Source organism: Mycobacterium lehmannii (genome assembly GCF_001499925.1).
GTDB lineage: Bacteria > Actinomycetota > Actinomycetes > Mycobacteriales > Mycobacteriaceae > Mycobacterium > Mycobacterium lehmannii.
In genome coordinates this window covers 1-17,544 of the sequence record NZ_LQIR01000021.1, presented here as the reverse complement: position 1 = coordinate 17,544, position 17,544 = coordinate 1, and the positions used below count along the sequence as shown (strand labels likewise).

Genomic DNA, 17,544 nt, shown 5'->3' with positions numbered 1-17,544 from the left:
AACATGATGTAACTTCAATCGACACACGATGCGGGGTTGGCCGCTGTCGAGGGGTTAATAGAGACGGTGGACGCGATACCTTTCGGGCACTACCAGCTGCAGGAATTGATCGGCCGCGGCGGTATGGGCGAGGTCTATCGCGCCTACGACACCAAGACCGACCGCATCGTCGCGCTGAAGGTGTTGCCGCCCAGCATGGCCGCCGACGAGATCTTCCAACAGCGCTTCCGGCGCGAGTCGCAGGCCGCCGCCGGGCTCAACGACCCGCACGTCGTGCCCATTCACGGGTTCGGCGAGATCGACGGCCGCCTCTACCTCGATATGCGCCTCATCGAGGGCCGCAACCTCGGCGCCATCCTCAGCGACGCCGGTAAACGCCCGCTGGACACCACGCTCGCGGTCAGGATCGCCGAACAGGTGGCGACGGCCCTCGACGCCGCCCACGCCCGCGGCCTGATCCACCGCGACATCAAGCCGTCGAACATTCTGGTCACCGAACGCCAATTCGTGTACCTCATCGACTTCGGCCTGGCCCGCAGCGCGGGCGAGAAAGGCCTGACCACCGCGGGCAGCACGCTAGGGACGATGGCGTACATGGCCCCCGAACGCTTCGAGGGCAAACCCGTCGACCAGACCGCCGACATCTACGCACTGGCCTGCGTGCTCTACGAGTGCCTGACCGGCGTGCGTCCCTATCCCGCCGACAGCCTCGAGCAGCAGATCGCCGGTCACATGAGCAAGGACGTGCCGAAGCCGTCGGCGGTCGATCCGCGATTGGCGGCCTTCGACGAGGTCATCGCCAAAGGTATGGCCAAGACGCCTGCCAAGCGGTACCAGAAGGCCGGCGACCTGGCCGACGCCGCGCGCCGTGCCCTCACCGCACCGGTGCGCACCGCTGGCAGCGGCAGGCACCAGGCCCGACGGGCACCGGCAACGGCACGCGTCAGGCGGGTGCCACGCCGGGCGCTGGCCGTGGCCGCGTCGGTCATGCTGGTCGCGGCGCTGGGCACGTTCGGCGTATTGCAGTGGCGCGGCGGCCAGGACGGCAGCGCTAGACCGGCCAGCGTCGAAGAGACGACGGCGCCGCCGCCCGCCGCTGAAGGCGCGGTGGCATCGATCGCGGCGACGGTGCCCGAGGAGATCCGGTCGACGGGCAAGCTCGTCATCGGTGTCAACACCCCTTATGCGCCAAACGAATTCAAAGATGCCGACGGTCAGATTGTCGGCTTCGACGTCGACCTGATGAACGCGATCGCCCGAACGCTGGGCCTGGTTCCCGAATACCGCGAAACCGCGTTCGAGGCGATTCTGCCGTCCGTGCGCGCCGGTGACTTCAACGTCGGCATGTCATCGGTCACCGACACGAAGGAGCGCGAGGAGTCCGTCGACTTCGTCACCTACTTCCAGGCGGGCACAATGTGGGCGCAGCGGACCGGGTCCGGGTTCACCCCGGCCGACGCGTGCGGGCTGCGTATCGGCGTGGCGTACGCGACGCTTCAGCAGACCGAGGAGATCCCGGCGAAGAGCAAGGAGTGTGTGGCCGCCGGATCGGCGCCGATCGACGAAGTGGTCTACGTGACGCAGGACGACCTCACCAAGGCGCTGGTCAACGGCGAGGTCGACGTGATGGCCACGGATTCGCCGGTCGCGGGGTTCGCGATCAAGACCTCGGGCGGTGCGCTGGAGGCCGCAGGGGACGTTTTCAACTCCGCGCCGTACGGCTGGCCCGTGGCCAAGGGGTCCGGGCTGGCCGAGTCGCTGCGCCAGGCGTTGGCGCATCTGATCTCCACCGGCGAGTACCGCACCATCGCCCTGATGTGGGGCGTGGAGAAGGGCATGATCTCCACGCCGCAGATCAATGGCGCGACCCGTTGATCACACGCTTCTGGGTACGGGTGTAACCTGAAGGCAGCCGTCTCCGGTTAGCAGCCATCTTTTCCACGCGATGGAACTGCGCTTTGACACCGCGCGCCACTTTCGGCATCGGCCGCAGCGGAACGTAACGAAGGACTTGCTACATGCAGTCGAACGACCTGTTTTCACACCCTCAGCAGCCCGAGTACGTCTCGAGCGAAGACCACTCCAACGAACCCGTGACCAATCCGGTGTTCTCCGACCGCCCTGAACGCGGTCCGTCCACACCCTCCGCATGAACGGCCTCACGGGGACGCGGCGGCTCGCCCGACCCGTCCGCCTCGTGCTCGCACCACAACTCGGCTCCGACATCGACGGTGCCTGGTGGCCCCACACCGGCTCGGTAGCCGGTGAACTGCCCGAGCTGATCGAAACCCTGCACAAGACGCTGGGTGAGATCATCGACATCCGGGTCAACTGGGCGGCCACCGAGGGCACGCTGGACTACAACTCGATCCTGTCGAGCACCAGGACCAAGAATCCCGGCCCGCGCCGTCCGCATCGACTGATGGTTGTCGCCGGACGCTCGGCGTCGGTGAAACTGCTTGTGATACCGCATATGACGACACCCGCGCTCGGTGCGATGGTCATGCGTTGCGCGGTCGGCAAATCGAACGACGGCACTCCGGAATGCGAGCAGTGGAGCGACGCCGCCGACACGGTCATCCGGGCTGCCCAGTCCGACAGCGTGGCCTGGACGGCCAGGGCATAACTTTCAGCGCACGACGATCGTGTGCTCGCCACGCGGTACCAGTTCGCCGATCACGGGTGCGCCCGGAATCTCGCCGGCGATCAGCAGCCCACCTGAGGTCTGCGCATCGGCCAGCAACAGCGACTCGTCTTCGTCGACCGCGGTCAGATCGACGTGCGGCGCCACCCATTCCAGGTTGCGCCGAGTTCCGCCGCTGACAAAGCCCTGCGCCAACGCCTCTCGCGCACCGTCGATATAAGGCACCGCCGCGCTGTCGATCACCGCGGTGACACCGCTGGCGCGCGCGAGTTTGTGCAGGTGTCCGAGTAGCCCGAAACCCGTAATGTCGGTAGCGCATTCGACGCCCACATCGACGGCGACCCGCGCGGCATCGGCGTTCAGCGTGGTCATCACCGCGATCGCCTCCGGGAACGTCTCTCCGGTGTTCTTGTGCCGACTGTTGAGTACCCCGACGCCGAGCGGCTTGGTCAACGACAGGGGCACACCCGGTTTGCCTGCATCGTTGCGCAGCAACCGATTCGGATCGGCCACGCCGGTGACGGCCAACCCGTACTTTGGTTCCGGGTCGTCGACGCTGTGCCCACCGGCCAAGTGGCAGCCCGCAGCCCCGCACACGTCCAGGCCGCCGCGCAACACCTCGCTGACCAACTCGAACGGCAGCACCTCGCGCGGCCAGCCCAACAGATTCACCGCGACGACCGGCCGTCCGCCCATCGCGTACACATCCGACAGCGCGTTGGTTGCCGCGATGCGGCCCCAGTCGTACGGGTCGTCGACCACCGGGGTGAAGAAGTCCGTCGTCGCGATCAGCGCCAACCCGTTGTCTGAAAAACCGACGTCGATGCGCACCGCCGCCGCGTCGTCACCGTCATCGAGGCCCACCAGCAGCTCGCCGACCGGATCGCGCGGCGCCGCGCCGGTCAGCCCCCGGACCACGTCCTCGAGCTCACCGGGCGGGATCTTGCACGCGCATCCGCCACCGTGGGCGTACTGAGTCAGTCGGTAGGTCATCTGCTCCGTCACAGCCTCCATGCTGCCTGGCATGATCGGGCGGTGGGTCAGGGAGGCGTATCCGGTCTGGTGACCGGCGCGGTCTTCAAAATCGCTGAGCGGCAGATCCTGTCGCTGGCGGGTTCGATTCCCGTCCGCCTCCGCCACCCTTTCCGGTGATCACCCGTCCCACACCACCAGGCCGTCATCGCGGATCCGCGCTCCGTCCGACGGCTCGTGCGGCACAAGCCGACCGTCGTGCATGAGGTGCATGACCGGCACCGAGTACCGCAACATCGCGACGTCGGCGACGATCCGGCGGTGGCACCGCCACCACACCGACTCGCTGCACATCATCGCGGTGTGCTGTCGCTGCGACTGCTCCACGAGCTCGCCCATGGCGGCGTCGAACTCCTCGGTGCGCGTGTACGCGGCATAGGCCGCGAACTGCTTGACGCGCCACCACGGATCCTCGGGCTCGGACCCCGAGGACAGGCTTCTGCGTCCGCCCAGTCGCTGCTCCCAGCGGTAGCTCAGCCCCGCCTCGTCGGCCCACTCGGTGATCGCGGCCATCGCCACGTCGGGATTGTGCCTGCTGTTCGGATAGCGGCGGATGTCGATGAGCGCCTCGACCTCGGCTTCGCACAGCAGCTTCGCGAGCTCCGACTTATCGAGCGCACCATGGCCCACCGACGTCAACACACCACCGGTGTACCCGATCGACGCCGTTGCGCCATGATGGCCTCATGCGATTTGTGCACGTTTTGTTGCGCTGGGCGCCCCTAGGTGCACAAATCGCAGGGGGTGGCCCGGTGACGGATCCGCGACGACGGGTGCCGCGCACCGATGCGCTGCTCGCCGATCCACGCCTGGTCGAGGCATCGCGGGTACTGGGCCGGACACTGGTGAAAACCGTTGTGGGACAGTCGCAACAGCGTGCGCGGGCCGGTGAGATCGAGCCGGAGCGGGTTGCTGACGACGCGGTCGCATCGCTGCCGACGAGCGCGGCCACCCTGCGCCCGGTCATCAACGCCACCGGGGTCGTCGTGCACACCAACCTGGGTCGGGCGCCACTGTCGGGAGCCGCGGTCGACGCGGTTGTCACCGCAAGCGGCGCCACCGACGTGGAGTTCGACCTCGAAACCGGACGCCGGGCCCGGCGCGGTCGTGGCGCGCTCGCCGCGTTGGCCCGAGCGGTCCCGACCGCCGGCGGCGTGCACGTGGTCAACAACAACGCCGCCGCGCTGCTGCTCACCGCGATGACGCTGGCACCCGGCAAGGAGATCATCGTCAGCCGCGGTGAGCTGATCGAGATCGGCGACGGTTTCCGCCTGCCCGAACTGATGGAGTCGACCGGTTCTCGCATCCGCGAGGTCGGCACCACCAACCGCACCCACCTGCGCGACTACGCCGACGTGCTCGGCCCCGACACCGGTTTCATCCTCAAGGTGCACCCGTCGAACTACTCGGTCACGGGCTTCACCTCGACTGTCGGCGTGCCCGAGCTCGCCGAACTCGTCCGGGGCGAGCGAAGCGACGGGAAGAAGGTCGTTCCGCTGGTCGCCGACATCGGCTCGGGGCTGCTCACCCCGCACCCGCTGCTGCCCGACGAGCCCGACGCGACCACGATGCTGCGCGACGGCGCCGACGTCGTCACCGCCAGCGGGGACAAGCTGCTCGGCGGGCCCCAGGCGGGCCTGCTGTTCACCTCGGCGGAGCTCATCGAGCGGCTGCGCCACCATCCGGCCGCGCGGGCGCTGCGCGTCGACAAGCTGACCCTGGCCGCGCTGGAAGCCACACTGGTCGGCCCGCCGCCGCCGGTCGTGCAGGCGCTCGACGCCGACGTCTCCGACCTGCGGGCTCGCGCGCAGAACCTGGCCGCCCAGCTCCCGGGAGCCGAGGCCGTCGACTGCACCGCCGCGGTCGGCGGAGGCGGCGCACCCGACGTCGCGCTGCCGAGCGCCGCGGTCAGCCTGCCGGAGTCCTACGCCGCGCCGCTGCGCACCGGCACACCCGCGATCGTCGGACGGCTGGAGGGCGGTCGGTGCCTGCTGGACCTGCGCACGGTGGCCCCCGAGGACGACGGCCTGCTCGCCCAGGCGGTGCTGGCGTGTACGTCGTAGCGACCGCGGGCCACGTCGACCACGGCAAGTCCACGCTCGTCGAACGCCTCACCGGCATGTGGCCGGACCGGCTCGCCGAGGAGCAGCGTCGCGGCCTGACCGTCGATCTCGGCTTCGCGTGGACCACTCTCGACGGGCGCGAGGTCGCATTCGTCGACGTGCCGGGCCACGAACGGTTCGTCGCGAACATGCTCGCCGGCGTCGGCCCCGTGCCTGCGATCGTGTTCGTCGTCGCCGCGACGGAGGGCTGGATGCCGCAGTCCGACGAGCACCTCGACGCGCTGCGCGCGCTCGGCGTTCGGCATCTGCTCGTGGTGATCAGCAAGGCCGACCTCGCCGACCCCGCGCACGCGATCGGACAGAGTCGCGAGCGACTGCCCGACGTTCCGGTGGTGCTCGGCACGGATCTGGAAGCCGTTCGCAGCGCGGTCATTTCGCTTGTCGACGCGCTGCCTGCGCCCGATCGCGACGCCGACGTGCGGCTGTGGGTGGACCGGTCGTTCACCGTCCGCGGCGCGGGCACGGTGGTGACGGGAACGCTGGCGGCGGGCACCTTGCGCGTCGGCGACGAGCTTGAGCACGCGGGACGACGGTTGACGATCCGCGGCCTGCAGTCGCTCGGCCGGGACCGGCGGGAGGTCGGCGCGATCGCGCGGGTCGCAGTGAATGTGCGCGGTGTCGACCGCAGGTACATCGGCCGCGGCGACACCATCCGCACGCCGGGTGCGTGGGTGGACACCGCCGAAATCGACGTTCTGTTAAGGGAATCCGGTGAACTGCATCGGCAGCTCGTGCTCCACGTCGGGTCGGCCGCGGTGCCGGTGCACGTGCGTCCGCTCGGCGCGGCGGGCGCGCGGCTTCGGCTGACGCGTCCGCTTCCGCTGCGGGTCGGTGACATCGGCTTGCTGCGTGACCCCGGCGAGCACCGTATCGCCGCGGGCGTCGAGGTGCTCGACGTGCGGCCGCCCGCGCTGCGGCGTCGCGGTGCGGCACGCGAGCGCGGTGAGGAGCTGGCCACCGGGCGTGTGCGTCCGCCACCGTGCGCGCGCATAACCGATTTGCGCGCCATGGGTTTCGACGCCGACGGCACCCACATCGGGGAGTGGATGGTCGACGATGACTGGTGGGCCCAGCGTCGCCACCAGATGACCGCGGCGCTCAACGACTGGACCGCCGGGCACGACGTCGCGGCGGGGATGCCGCTGGAAGCCCTACGACAGCAGGCCGGTGTGCCCGCCTCCGAACTCCTGCTCGCGCTGTTGGAGGGCACCGGACTTCAGGTGACCGACGGCGTGGTGCGACGCCCCGACGCGGAGTTGCCCGCACGCGTCGACAAGGCGGTGCGAACGGTCGAGGAGTGGTTGGCAGCTGAGCCGTTTCACGCACCGGAGGCCGACGAACTCGCCGACCTGAACCTGGGTCCGCGGGAACTCGCGGCTGCGGTACGCGCCGGACGGCTCACCAGGATCGCCGAAGGCGTCGTCCTCGGCTTCGATGCCGCTGACCGTGCCGCCGAGATCCTCGCGACGCTGCCGCAACCGTTCACCGTCGCCGAAGCCAAGCGCGCGCTGAACACCACGCGGCGGGTCGCGGTGCCGCTGCTCGAACTCCTCGACGCTCGAAAGGTCACATGCCGGGGTGCCGACGGCACCCGAACGCTTCTTCCGCGGGAGCGCTCAACGCCCAAGCCTCATTAGCTCGGCAGCCTCCTTAGCTTCAGCCTCATTAGCTCGGCAGCCTCATTAGATTCAGCCTCGTCTGCTCCACCAGCCTCACTGGCTCTACCAGCCTCACTGGTTTCTGGTGGGTTCCGCATCGCAAGTGCCCGCCTCAGAGCGAATTATTCGCTCCAAGCGAATAATTCGCTGATAGCCGGGCAGCGTCGAGGGCTGTCTGCCGGAGCCCAGGCGGCGTCGAGGGGCTCCCTGCTCGACGCTGCTGAGGGCGACTGTGACTGCTGACTTACGCGGTCGTCCACACGTTTCGTACCTGACGGAGCGCTCGTTCCGTCACAACCCCAGTTCGCTCAGGCCCGGATGCTCCGTCGGGCGCGGGCCGGAGCGGTCCCAGTGGAACAACCGTTGCTCGTCGGTGATCGCGACATCGTTGATGCTGGCATGGCGCGTCTTCATCAGCCCGTCGGCGGCGAACTCCCAGTTCTCGTTGCCGTACGCCCGGAACCACCTGCCCTCGGCGTCGTGGTACTCGTAGGCGAACCGCACGGCGATACGGTCATCGCCGTACGCCCACAGCTCTTTGATGAGTCGATACTCGAGTTCCTGCTCCCATTTGCCGGTCAGAAACTCGATGATTTCCTCGCGGCCATGAAGAAAGGTCGACCGGTTGCGCCACCGGCTGTCCGGTGTGTACCCCTTCGCGACGCGCTCGGGATCACGGGTGTTCCAGTTATCCTCAGCGGCACGAATTTTCGCGACAGCGGTGTCGTGGGTGAACGGCGGTACCAGCGGCGGCGTGCTCATCGCGTGTCCTTCTCCGTGTCCTGAAGCGGGTTCACCTACAAACCGTACGCTCGGCGTCAACATTCCGACGCGCGGCTAGCGTTCCGCCTTGATCACCTGCGCCAAACTGAACTGCCAACGCTCGACCAGTCGGAAACCCATGTCGTGGCTGACCGCGAACGCCCGCGTCCCACCGAAAAGGGGACCGGGTGGAATCGCCACCCCCTCTTCGTGTTCGGGGGCGTCGGGATCGGCCTGCGTGATGATCCACACGACGCCGCAGTGCTCGAGCGGTCCGACCGAGGCCTCGGGGATCAGGTTGGTGTCGAACACGTGGCGGCGGTCGGCAGCGCGCTGCCACAGGCTGACGTCGACCAGGCCGGCGTAGGCGTCGGGGCGCGCGGCCATCAACGGTCGCATCGGCGCCGGATGGAAGGTGACGGTATCGTTGACCAGCAAGCAGTCACCTGCAGCGGCCTCCACGGAGATCAGGTCGGCCACCGGGCTGTAGTCCATGTGGTACTTGGCGTACGGACCACGTTGCACGGCAATGAAAGTGGGCGCCGCGACCAACGCGAACACCACCACGACCGCCGCCGCCACCCACGCGGAGCGCGCCACCGCCATGATGCAGACGCCCAGCAGCAGCGCCATGGCCGGTGCGGTGAAGCACAGATATCGGGGGGTGTAGAGCGGTTCGCGCACCGCCGAGTACGCAACGATCAACCCCGTCGGGATCACCAACCAGGCGGCGGCCAACACGACGGCTTCCCGCTCGCCGACACTCGGGCGCCTCGCGAAGACCCACACCCCGATCGCCACGAGTACCACGACCGCGGCCAGCGCCGCGAAATACGGGTTGCGGTCGAAATACTGTTGTACGGCAACATCTTCGAACGTGCGCGAACCGATCGGCGTGATCCAGCTGATCTGCTGGGCCTGCCCGGCGACCACCGCGACGAACGGCGCCATCACCGCGACGCTCACACCCGATGTGATCGCAAACGGCAGCACCACCGCCCTGCGCCGCCGAAACGCCAGCACGAACACCGCGTGCGCGAGGACAAGCAGCGCCAGGTAGACGTCGAACAGGATCGACACCGCCAGCAGGCCGCCGTAAACCCCCCAGATCCAACGGGATTCGCGTCCGGCGGTCCACACCAGCACGACAGCCAGCCAGACCGCGAACATCATCGTCAGCGCATACGGGCGCGCCTCGATACCCGCCCACGTCGCCCGGGGCAGGATCGCGCACATGACGCCGGCCGTGAGCCCGACCGCCCGCGACGACAGCTGCCGACCCAGCACCACCACACCGGCCGCGGCGGCCCCGACGGCCAGACCACCGGGCACCCGAGACCAGAACTCCGTCGGCGGCACGATGGTGAACCAGCCGTGCATCAGCACGTAGTACAGGCCGTGTACGGCGTCGACGTCGCCGAGCATCTGCCACAGCGCAGACAGCGACCGGCTGTAGGACGCCGAGATCGTCGCGGCTTCGTCGTACCAGAACGACGGTCGTCCGGCGCCCGCGAGGCTCACCGCGGCACCGAGAATGCCGACGAAAAGCGGTTCCAGCCACGCCAGCCGACCGCGGGCGGCGACGTCTACCAGACGCGGATCCAGTCGATGAGCATGGCCGACGGGTAGGGCGCCCGACGCGGATCCCCGCCGCCCGAACCGCCGACCGCGAGGTTGAAGATGGCCTGCAGCCAGTAACCGGGGATGCCGAACGGCCACCGCAGGTCGCCAGGCCGGCCGTGGACCGGGATCGGGTTGTTGTTCACGGTGAAGTACGGCTCGGCGCCGTCGACGTAGTCACGCCAGAAGCTGAACCCCTCCTCGCCCCAGTGCACCCGCCAGTTGTGCCAGGCGGGATCGACCAGCCCGGGAATGGACTTCCCCTTCCAGGTCCGGCCGTTGGACGCGGCGTGCACGGTGGTCCCGGGCGGCCAGTCGCCGTTGCCGTAGTACTCCAAAACGTCTACCTCGCCGTCCGGCAGCGGGTCCTGGTTCAGCAACCAGTAGGCGGGCCAGAGACCCGGGTGCATGCAGTCCAATTTGATCCGCGCTTCCCAGGTGGTGCCGATCTGGCCGCGGAAGTGGCTGAGCACCTTGCCGCTGAAGTACTGGTCGCCTTCCTGGGTGGCGCACAGCACGAGGTTGGAGTTGCCGTCGATGAACACGTTGCGGCGGTCGTCGCGGTAGTGGCCCGCGATCGGCGGGTTCACCGGGTCGTCCCAGCTCTGGATGATCCACTTCGACCGGTCGGGCGCCGATCCGGCCGGACCGTCGAATTCGTCGTGGAAGAGGTAGGTTCCGGCCGCCGCGTCCGGTGGTGGTTGCGACGGCGGGGACGGCCGGACCGGCGAGGCGTTGGCCAGCGGCGATTGGATTGCGGCCGCGCCCACGGCGGCGGCTCCGGTCATCATCATCAGGGTGCGACGGTCGATTTCGGCCACAGCAGCACCATAGAGGGTGCAAACCATGATCGGGTCGGGTTCCGACCACCGTGGCGCCCACAGCAGTCATCCGACGACGGCGCCCGCCCGCGCCGCACCCCGTGTGACTAGGCGCAACGCCGAGATACGCCCGGTTGTAGCAACCGCAGCCCGCACGCGGTTTGATGGGGGCAACGTCGGGTAAGGAGCCTTCGAGGCCTGAAGGAGGCGCGGTGGACATCAAGGGGTTGTTCCAGTCGTGGCCGGTGTACCGGCAGCTCACGGGTCAGGACCCGTTGGGGCGCGGCCACGCCGCCCAGTCGAAGCGCTCGATCGAGTTGACCCCGCGCACCGTCGAAGCCGACCGGGTCGCGCACTCCGTATGCCCGTACTGCGCGGTGGGTTGCGCGCAGAAGGTCTACGTCAAGGACGAGAAGGTCATCCAGATCGAGGGCAACCCCGACAGCCCGGTTTCGCGAGGCCGCCTGTGCCCCAAGGGATCTGCGAGCAAGCAGCTCGTCACAGGTCCGCAGCGGCTGACCAAGGTTCGCTACCGCCCGCCGTACGCCACCGAGTGGCAGGAGATCGACCTCGACACGGCGATGGACATGGTCGCCGACCGGGTGCTCGACGCGCGCAACAAGGGTTGGCAGCAGTTCGACGCCGACCGCAACACGCTGCGCCGGACCATGGGCATCGCGAGCCTCGGCGGCGCGACGCTGGACAACGAAGAGAACTACCTGATCAAAAAGCTGTTCACCGCCTTAGGAGCGCTACAGATCGAGAACCAGGCGCGTATTTGACACAGCGCCACGGTTCCCGGTCTGGGAGCCTCCTTCGGTCGCGGCGGGGCGACGGACTACCAGCAGGACCTCGCCAACTCGGACTTCATCGTGATCATGGGTTCGAACATGGCCGAAGCCCATCCGGTCGGGTTCCAGTGGGTGGTCGAGGCCAAATTGCGCGGCGCCAAGGTCGTGCACATCGACCCGCGGTTCACCCGCACCAGCGCGCTGGCCGACCGGCACCTCACGCTGCGGGCGGGCAGTGACATCGCCTTCCTCGGCGGCGTCATCAATTACATCCTGAGCAACGACCTCGACTTCCGCGAGTACGTCACCGCCTACACCAACGCCTCGTTCCTCGTCGACGAGCGGTTCCAGGACGCCGAGGACCTCAACGGTTTGTTCTCCGGCTACGACGACGAATCCGCGTCCTACGACCCGTCGACGTGGCAGTACCAGCGCACCGATCGCGAAGGCGGCGGGTCCGGGGCCAAGGAGCAGGCCGCGCCGGACCAGCAGGGGTCCGGCGGCGCACCCATCGACGACACCGCGCACCGGATCCCCAGCGATCCGACGCTGCAGCACCCGCGCTGCGTCTTCCAGATCCTCAAACGCCATTACGCCCGCTACACCCCGGAGATGGTGGAGCGAGTCTGCGGTGTGCCCGCAGAGGATTTCCTCGACGTCGCGCGGGCGTGGGCCGAGAACTCCGGCCGCGAACGCACCGCCGCGCTGGTGTACAGCGTCGGGTGGACCCAGCACACGCTGGGAGCGCAATTCATCCGCGCCGGGTCGATCATCCAACTGCTGTTGGGCAACATCGGCCGCCCCGGCGGGGGAGTGTTCGCACTCCGCGGGCACGCCAGCATCCAGGGCTCGACCGACGTGCCGACGCTGTTCAACCTGCTGCCCGGCTACCTCGCGATGCCGCACGCCGGCCAGGAGACGCTCTCGCAGTACGTCGACGACATCCGCGGGGACCACCAGAAAGGCTTCTGGCACAACGCCGATACCTACATGGTGTCGCTGCTCAAGGAGTATTGGGGCGAAAACGCCACCGCAGACAACGACTTCTGCTTCGACTATCTGCCCCGCATCAACGGTGATCACGGCACCTACCGCACGGTGATGGACATGGTCGACGGCAACGTGTTCGGGTACTTCCTGCTGGGGCAGAACCCCGCGGTCGGGTCTGCGCACGGCCGATTGCAGCGACTCGGCATGGCCAACCTGGACTGGCTGGTGGTGCGCGACCTCGTCGAAATCGAAAGCGCGACATTCTGGCAGAACGCGCCGGAGATCGAGACCGGTGAGATCGACCCGAAGACCTGCCGCACCGAAGTGTTCCTGTTTCCCGCGGCTTCGCACGTCGAGAAATCCGGCACGTTCACCCAGACGCAGCGCAAACTGCAGTGGCGCGAACAAGCGGTCGAACCGTCCGGCGACGCCCGCTCCGAGCTGTGGTTCTTCTACCACCTGGGCCGGATTCTGCGCGAAAAGCTCGCCGGCTCAACCGATGAGCGCGACCGGCCGGTGCTGGACCTGTCGTGGGACTACAAGCTCGACGGTGACGAGCCGTCGGCCGACGACGTGCTCCGGCGCATCAGCGGCGTGGATCTGACGACGGATCGCGCCGTCGACGGCTACACCTCGCTGAAGGCCGACGGTTCCACGCTATGCGGCTGCTGGATCTACAGCGGCGTGTACGCCGACGAGATCAACCAGGCAGCGCGACGCGAGCCACACGACGACTCCCAATGGGGTTGGGCGTGGCCGATGAACCGCCGCGTGCTCTACAACCGCGCGTCGGCCGACCCGCAAGGCAGGCCGTGGAGCGAGCGCAAGAAGCTCATCTGGTGGGACCCCGATAAGGGGGAGTGGACGGGTTACGACGTCCCGGACTTCGAGAAGACCAAACCGCCCGACTACGAACCACCTTCGGATGCAGTCGGTGTCGAGGCGCTGCGCGGTGACGACGCGTTCGTCATGCAGGCCGACGGCAAGGGATGGCTGTTCGCGCCCAACGGGGTACTCGACGGGCCGCTGCCGACGCACTATGAACCGCACGAGTCGCCGATGGCCAATGCCCTCTACATGCAGCAGGGCAACCCGGCGCGCAAGGTGTACGGGCGAGCGGACAACCCGTCGAATCCGTCGCCGCCGGAGTTGCACGGAGAGGTGTTCCCGTACGTCTTCACCGCCGCACGGTTGACCGAACACCACACGGCGGGCGGGATGAGCCGCCAGTTGCCGTATCTCAGCGAGCTGCAGCCCGGTCTGTTCGTCGAGGTGTCACCCGATTTGGCGGCCGAACGCGGTCTGACGCATATGGAATGGGCGCACGTGGTGACCAGCCGCTCGGCGGTTGACGCGCGGGTGTTCGTGACCGACCGGATGCGGCCGTTGCGCGTCGAGGACCGGGTCGTGCACCAGGTGTGGATGCCTTATCACTGGGGCAGCGTCGGTTTGATCGACGGCGACGTGGTCAACGACCTGCTCGGGGTGGTGGCCGATCCGAACGTGTTCATCCAGGAGAGCAAGGTCGCGACGTGTGACATCCAGCCTGGGCGGCGGCCGCGGGGTCCGGCGCTGCTGCAGTACATCGCGATGTACCGCGAGCGTGCCCGCATCACGCCCGAGACCGGTACCAACGTGGACACCACCGAGCCGTCGGAAGACCACACCGAGGAGCAGCCATGAGCCACAACAGCTTCTACGGCCCTCTCGACGACGTCGCCGCCGACGCGGGTTACGACGAACACCCGCCGCGGATGGGCTTTTTCACCGATACCTCGGTGTGCATCGGCTGCAAAGCGTGCGAGGTCGCGTGCAAGGAGTGGAACGAGGTACCCGACAGCGGTTACAACCTGCTGGGCATGTCGTTCGACAACACCGGCGAGCTAGGCGCAAATTCGTGGCGGCACGTCGCGTTCATCGAGCAACCCTCACGCGAACGCGTTGACCTCGGGATCCCCGGTTTCGAGCGCCCCGGCGACACGATGAGCGCCGAGACCCGCCAGGACTTCCGTTGGTTGATGAGCAGCGACGTCTGCAAGCACTGCACCCACGCTGGCTGTCTCGATGTGTGCCCGACGGGCGCGCTGTTTCGCACCGAGTTCGCGACCGTCGTTGTGCAGCAGGATATCTGCAACGGGTGCGGTTACTGCGTGTCGGGCTGCCCGTACGGGGTGATCGAGCGGCGCGAGGGCGACGGCCGAGCCTGGAAGTGCACGCTGTGCTACGACCGTTTGCGCGACGGGCTCGAGCCCGCCTGCGCAAAGGCGTGCCCGACGGACTCCATTCAGTTCGGTGTGCTCGACGAGCTGCGCGACCGAGCCGCTTTGCGCGTCAACGAGTTACACGAACAGGGCGTTACCGAAGCGCGGCTGTACGGCGAGAATCCCAACGACGGTGTCGGCGGTGACGGCGCATTCTTCCTGCTGCTCGACGAACCGGAGGTGTACGGGCTGCCGCCGGATCCTGTGGTGCCGACACGCGACATGGGTGCGATGTGGCGGTACGCGGGCATGGCGGCGTCGGCGATGATCGGCATCGCCGTGTCCTCGTTCTTCGGAGGGCGCAGCTGATGGCCCGCGAGCAGCTCGCCGTGCCGAAGGCCGAATTCCGTTCCTACTACGGCAAGCAGATCCTCAAGACTCCGGTGTGGGATTGGAGGATCGCGGCGTACCTGTTCTGCGGCGGGTTGTCCGGGGGGGCGGCGATGCTCGCGGCGGGAGCGGACCTGACGGGGCGGAACGAGTTACGCAAGGTCACCCGAATCGGTTCGCTGGTCAGCATTTTGGCGAGCCTGTACTTCCTGATCGCCGACCTCGGGCGGCCGGAGCGGTTCCACCACATGCTGCGGGTGGCCAAGCCGAGCTCGCCGATGAGCATGGGCACCTGGATCTTGTCGGCGTACGGCCCGGGGTCGGGCGTGATCGCGGTGGCCGAGCTGATGCCGCGTCGACTGCGCAAGACTGCGTTGGGCCGCTTAGTCGAGCGGGCGGCGCGACCGGCGGGGCTGTGGGCGGCGGGAACAGCGTCGGGGGTGGCTTCCTACACCGCAGTCCTGTTGTCGCAGACGGCGGTTCCGGCGTGGCGGGAGGCGCACCCGTATCTGCCGTTCGTGTTCACGGGTTCGGCGGCGGCCAGCGGCGCCGGTCTGGGCATGTTGTTGGCGCCCTACGACGAGACCGGTCCGGCACGCCGCATGGCGGTGCTGGGCGCGGGCATGGAGGTGGGGGCGTCGCGGCTGATGGAGCGGCGAATGGGTGTCGAAGGCGAGGCGTACACCACGGGGCGCCCGCACCGGTTGCGCCAGCTGTCGGAGGTGCTGACCGTGGGAGGAGCCGTCGGCGCAGCGCTCGGACGGAACCGGGGGACGATGGTCGCGTCGGGAGCGGCGCTGCTCGTCGGCAGCGCGCTGCAGCGGTTCGGGGTGTTCGAGGCCGGGGTCGCGTCGACGCGCGACCCGAAGTACGTCGTGGTCCCGCAACGGGAGCGGGTGGATGCCCGCGAGCGCCTACGCACGAGATCGCACTGAGGGCTGTTCACGACCGACCACGACCCTGAGTGCAATCTCGCCCATAGGACCATGAACAACATCCATCCGACGGGATTCTCCGTCGGATACCGTGTCCGTCCATGACCGTACCGACCACCGAAGCGCAGCCGCCGCGGTCGACTCCCGCTGAGACCAGGCGGGCGATCTGGAACACGATCCGCGGCTCGTCGGGCAACCTCGTCGAGTGGTACGACGTCTACATCTACACGGTGTTCGCCTCGTATTTCGAGGCGCAGTTCTTCGACGAGTCCGAGAAAAACTCGACGGTGTACGTCTACGCGATCTTCGCGGTCACCTTCGTGATGCGTCCCGTCGGGTCGTGGTTCTTCGGACGGTTCGCCGATCGGCGAGGCCGGCGTGCCGCGCTGACGGTCAGTGTGTCGCTGATGGCGTTCTGTTCGATGGTCATCGCGCTGGTGCCGTCGCAGGCGACGATCGGGGTCGCCGCGCCGATCGTCCTCGTGCTCGCGCGCCTTGTGCAGGGATTCGCGACCGGAGGCGAGTACGGGACGTCGGCGACGTACATGTCCGAGGCCGCGACCCGCGAACGTCGCGGCTTCTTCTCGAGCTTCCAGTACGTCACGCTCGTGGGCGGGCACGTGCTGGCGCAGTTCACGCTGCTGGTGCTCGACGCGTTCCTCAGTGAAGACCAGCTGCGCGACTTCGGCTGGCGCATCGGTTTCGCGATCGGCGGGGTTGCGGCGGTCGTGGTGTTCTGGCTGCGCCGCACCATGGACGAGTCGCTCAGCGAGGACGTCATCGAGGCGACGAAGGCCGGCGAGGACAAGGGCGCCGGCTCGATGCGCGAGCTGTTCACCCGCTACTGGAAACCGCTGCTGCTGTGCTTCCTGATCACCATGGGCGGCACCGTCGCGTTCTACACCTACAGCGTCAACGCCCCGGCGATCGTGAAGACCGCCTACAAGGGCGAGGGTATGACGGGCACGTGGATCAACCTGATCGGCCTGATCTTCCTGATGCTGTTGCAACCGGTCGGCGGGATGATCAGCGACAAGGTCGGCCGCAAACCGCTGCTGCTGTGGTTCGGCTTCGGCGGGTTGGCCTACACCTACATACTCATCACCTACCTGCCCGAAACCCGTTCTCCGCTTACCTCTTTCCTGTTGGTGGCGGTTGGGTACATCATCCTCACCGGCTACACCTCGATCAACGCGCTGGTGAAGTCGGAGCTGTTCCCGGTGCACGTTCGGGCGCTCGGCGTCGGTGTGGGATATGCGTTGGCGAACTCGATGTTCGGCGGCACGGCGCCGTTGATCTACCAGGCGCTCAAGGAACGCGATCAGGTGCCGCTGTTCATCGGATACGTCACCGTATGCATCGCGATCTCGCTCCTCGTGTACATCTTCGCGTTGAAGAACAAGTCCGAGACGTTCCTGGACCGCGAGCGCGGCGCGGCGTTCGTCCGCTGATCACTGCTTTCGCAGCCTGGTATGGATTCGCCTGTGCACCAGACTGTTTAGTTGGTGGGTGGTGGTTGGGGTTGGAAGGGTTCGTACCAGCGCCATTGGGCGTGTTCGCCGAGGGGTCCGGGGCAG

At 67.7% G+C, this 17,544-nt stretch carries 13 protein-coding genes and 1 tRNA gene; 9 read left to right on the top strand and 5 right to left on the bottom strand.

Annotation, left to right across the window (positions count from 1 at the left end; translation table 11 throughout):
* Window positions 1-66 precede the first annotated feature (66 nt).
* Both stpK7 and AU192_RS12545 read left to right on the top strand, forming a co-directional pair.
* Entirely contained in the window at window positions 67-1,875 is a 1,809-nt protein-coding gene (gene stpK7 / locus AU192_RS12550; protein WP_064396568.1) for a serine/threonine protein kinase StpK7, read from the top strand.
* Window positions 1,876-2,149: 274 nt separating this feature from the next.
* Window positions 2,150-2,626, top strand: a complete 477-nt coding sequence (locus AU192_RS12545; RefSeq protein ID WP_064396566.1) for a DUF5994 family protein — start codon at window positions 2,150-2,152, stop codon at window positions 2,624-2,626.
* Window positions 2,627-2,629: 3 nt separating this feature from the next.
* Here the strand turns inward: AU192_RS12545 and selD are convergent, their stop codons facing one another.
* Window positions 2,630-3,637: a selenide, water dikinase SelD gene (gene selD / locus AU192_RS12540; protein ID WP_064396644.1), complete on the bottom strand. Its 1,008-nt coding sequence runs from the start codon at window positions 3,635-3,637 to the stop codon at window positions 2,630-2,632.
* Window positions 3,638-3,688: 51 nt separating this feature from the next.
* Here selD and AU192_RS12535 point away from each other — a divergent pair.
* A tRNA-Sec gene (locus AU192_RS12535) sits at window positions 3,689-3,783 on the top strand.
* A 13-nt stretch (window positions 3,784-3,796) separates the two neighbouring features.
* On the opposite strand, the gene AU192_RS12530 is transcribed toward AU192_RS12535, so the two are convergent.
* On the bottom strand, window positions 3,797-4,318 hold the full coding sequence (locus AU192_RS12530; protein WP_064396564.1) for a DUF488 domain-containing protein: 522 nt from the start codon (window positions 4,316-4,318) through the stop codon (window positions 3,797-3,799).
* Window positions 4,319-4,428: 110 nt separating this feature from the next.
* Between AU192_RS12530 and selA the strand changes: the two genes are divergently transcribed.
* Both selA and AU192_RS12520 read left to right on the top strand, forming a co-directional pair.
* A complete protein-coding gene (selA, locus tag AU192_RS12525) occupies window positions 4,429-5,739 on the top strand; it encodes an L-seryl-tRNA(Sec) selenium transferase (RefSeq protein WP_064396562.1) in 1,311 nt (436 codons plus the stop codon).
* Window positions 5,727-7,436: a selenocysteine-specific translation elongation factor gene (locus AU192_RS12520; RefSeq protein WP_064396560.1), complete on the top strand. Its 1,710-nt coding sequence runs from the start codon at window positions 5,727-5,729 to the stop codon at window positions 7,434-7,436. The genes selA and AU192_RS12520 overlap by 13 nt, the downstream gene beginning before the upstream one ends.
* A 312-nt stretch (window positions 7,437-7,748) precedes the next feature.
* On the opposite strand, the gene AU192_RS12515 is transcribed toward AU192_RS12520, so the two are convergent.
* The 3 genes from AU192_RS12515 to AU192_RS12505 all read right to left on the bottom strand — a co-directional run bounded on the left by AU192_RS12515 (window position 7,749) and on the right by AU192_RS12505 (window position 10,651).
* Window positions 7,749-8,219: a nuclear transport factor 2 family protein gene (locus AU192_RS12515; RefSeq protein ID WP_064396558.1), complete on the bottom strand. Its 471-nt coding sequence runs from the start codon at window positions 8,217-8,219 to the stop codon at window positions 7,749-7,751.
* A gap of 75 nt (window positions 8,220-8,294) precedes the next feature.
* The gene (locus AU192_RS12510) at window positions 8,295-9,812 is read right to left on the bottom strand and encodes a glycosyltransferase family 39 protein (RefSeq protein ID WP_064396642.1); all 1,518 of its coding nucleotides are present in this window, start codon (window positions 9,810-9,812) and stop codon (window positions 8,295-8,297) included.
* On the bottom strand, window positions 9,806-10,651 hold the full coding sequence (locus tag AU192_RS12505) for a glycoside hydrolase family 16 protein (protein WP_064396640.1): 846 nt from the start codon (window positions 10,649-10,651) through the stop codon (window positions 9,806-9,808). Before AU192_RS12505 ends, AU192_RS12510 begins: the two co-directional genes overlap by 7 nt.
* A 221-nt stretch (window positions 10,652-10,872) precedes the next feature.
* On the opposite strand from AU192_RS12505, the gene fdh reads away from it, so the two are divergent.
* The 4 genes from fdh (at window position 10,873) to AU192_RS12480 (ending at window position 17,418) form a co-directional block, all read left to right on the top strand.
* A complete protein-coding gene (fdh, locus tag AU192_RS12495) occupies window positions 10,873-14,124 on the top strand; it encodes a formate dehydrogenase (RefSeq protein ID WP_120275610.1) in 3,252 nt (1,083 codons plus the stop codon).
* On the top strand, window positions 14,121-15,011 hold the full coding sequence (locus AU192_RS12490; protein ID WP_064396552.1) for a 4Fe-4S dicluster domain-containing protein: 891 nt from the start codon (window positions 14,121-14,123) through the stop codon (window positions 15,009-15,011). Before fdh ends, AU192_RS12490 begins: the two co-directional genes overlap by 4 nt.
* Window positions 15,011-15,967: an NrfD/PsrC family molybdoenzyme membrane anchor subunit gene (gene nrfD, locus AU192_RS12485; protein WP_064396550.1), complete on the top strand. Its 957-nt coding sequence runs from the start codon at window positions 15,011-15,013 to the stop codon at window positions 15,965-15,967. Before AU192_RS12490 ends, nrfD begins: the two co-directional genes overlap by 1 nt.
* A gap of 101 nt (window positions 15,968-16,068) precedes the next feature.
* On the top strand, window positions 16,069-17,418 hold the full coding sequence (locus AU192_RS12480; RefSeq protein WP_064396548.1) for an MFS transporter: 1,350 nt from the start codon (window positions 16,069-16,071) through the stop codon (window positions 17,416-17,418).
* Window positions 17,419-17,544 lie beyond the last annotated feature (126 nt).

Excerpts from the sequence above, each read along its gene's own strand:
- nrfD (WP_064396550.1), top strand. The coding sequence starts at position 15,011 with ATGGCCCGCGAGCAGCTCGCCGTGCCGAAGGCCGAATTCCGTTCCTAC.
- AU192_RS12515 (WP_064396558.1), bottom strand. The coding sequence starts at position 8,219 with ATGAGCACGCCGCCGCTGGTACCGCCGTTCACCCACGACACCGCTGTC.
- AU192_RS12490 (WP_064396552.1), top strand. The coding sequence starts at position 14,121 with ATGAGCCACAACAGCTTCTACGGCCCTCTCGACGACGTCGCCGCCGAC.
- AU192_RS12545 (WP_064396566.1), top strand. The coding sequence starts at position 2,150 with ATGAACGGCCTCACGGGGACGCGGCGGCTCGCCCGACCCGTCCGCCTC.
- AU192_RS12480 (WP_064396548.1), top strand. The coding sequence starts at position 16,069 with ATGACCGTACCGACCACCGAAGCGCAGCCGCCGCGGTCGACTCCCGCT.
- selD (WP_064396644.1), bottom strand. The coding sequence starts at position 3,637 with ATGACCTACCGACTGACTCAGTACGCCCACGGTGGCGGATGCGCGTGC.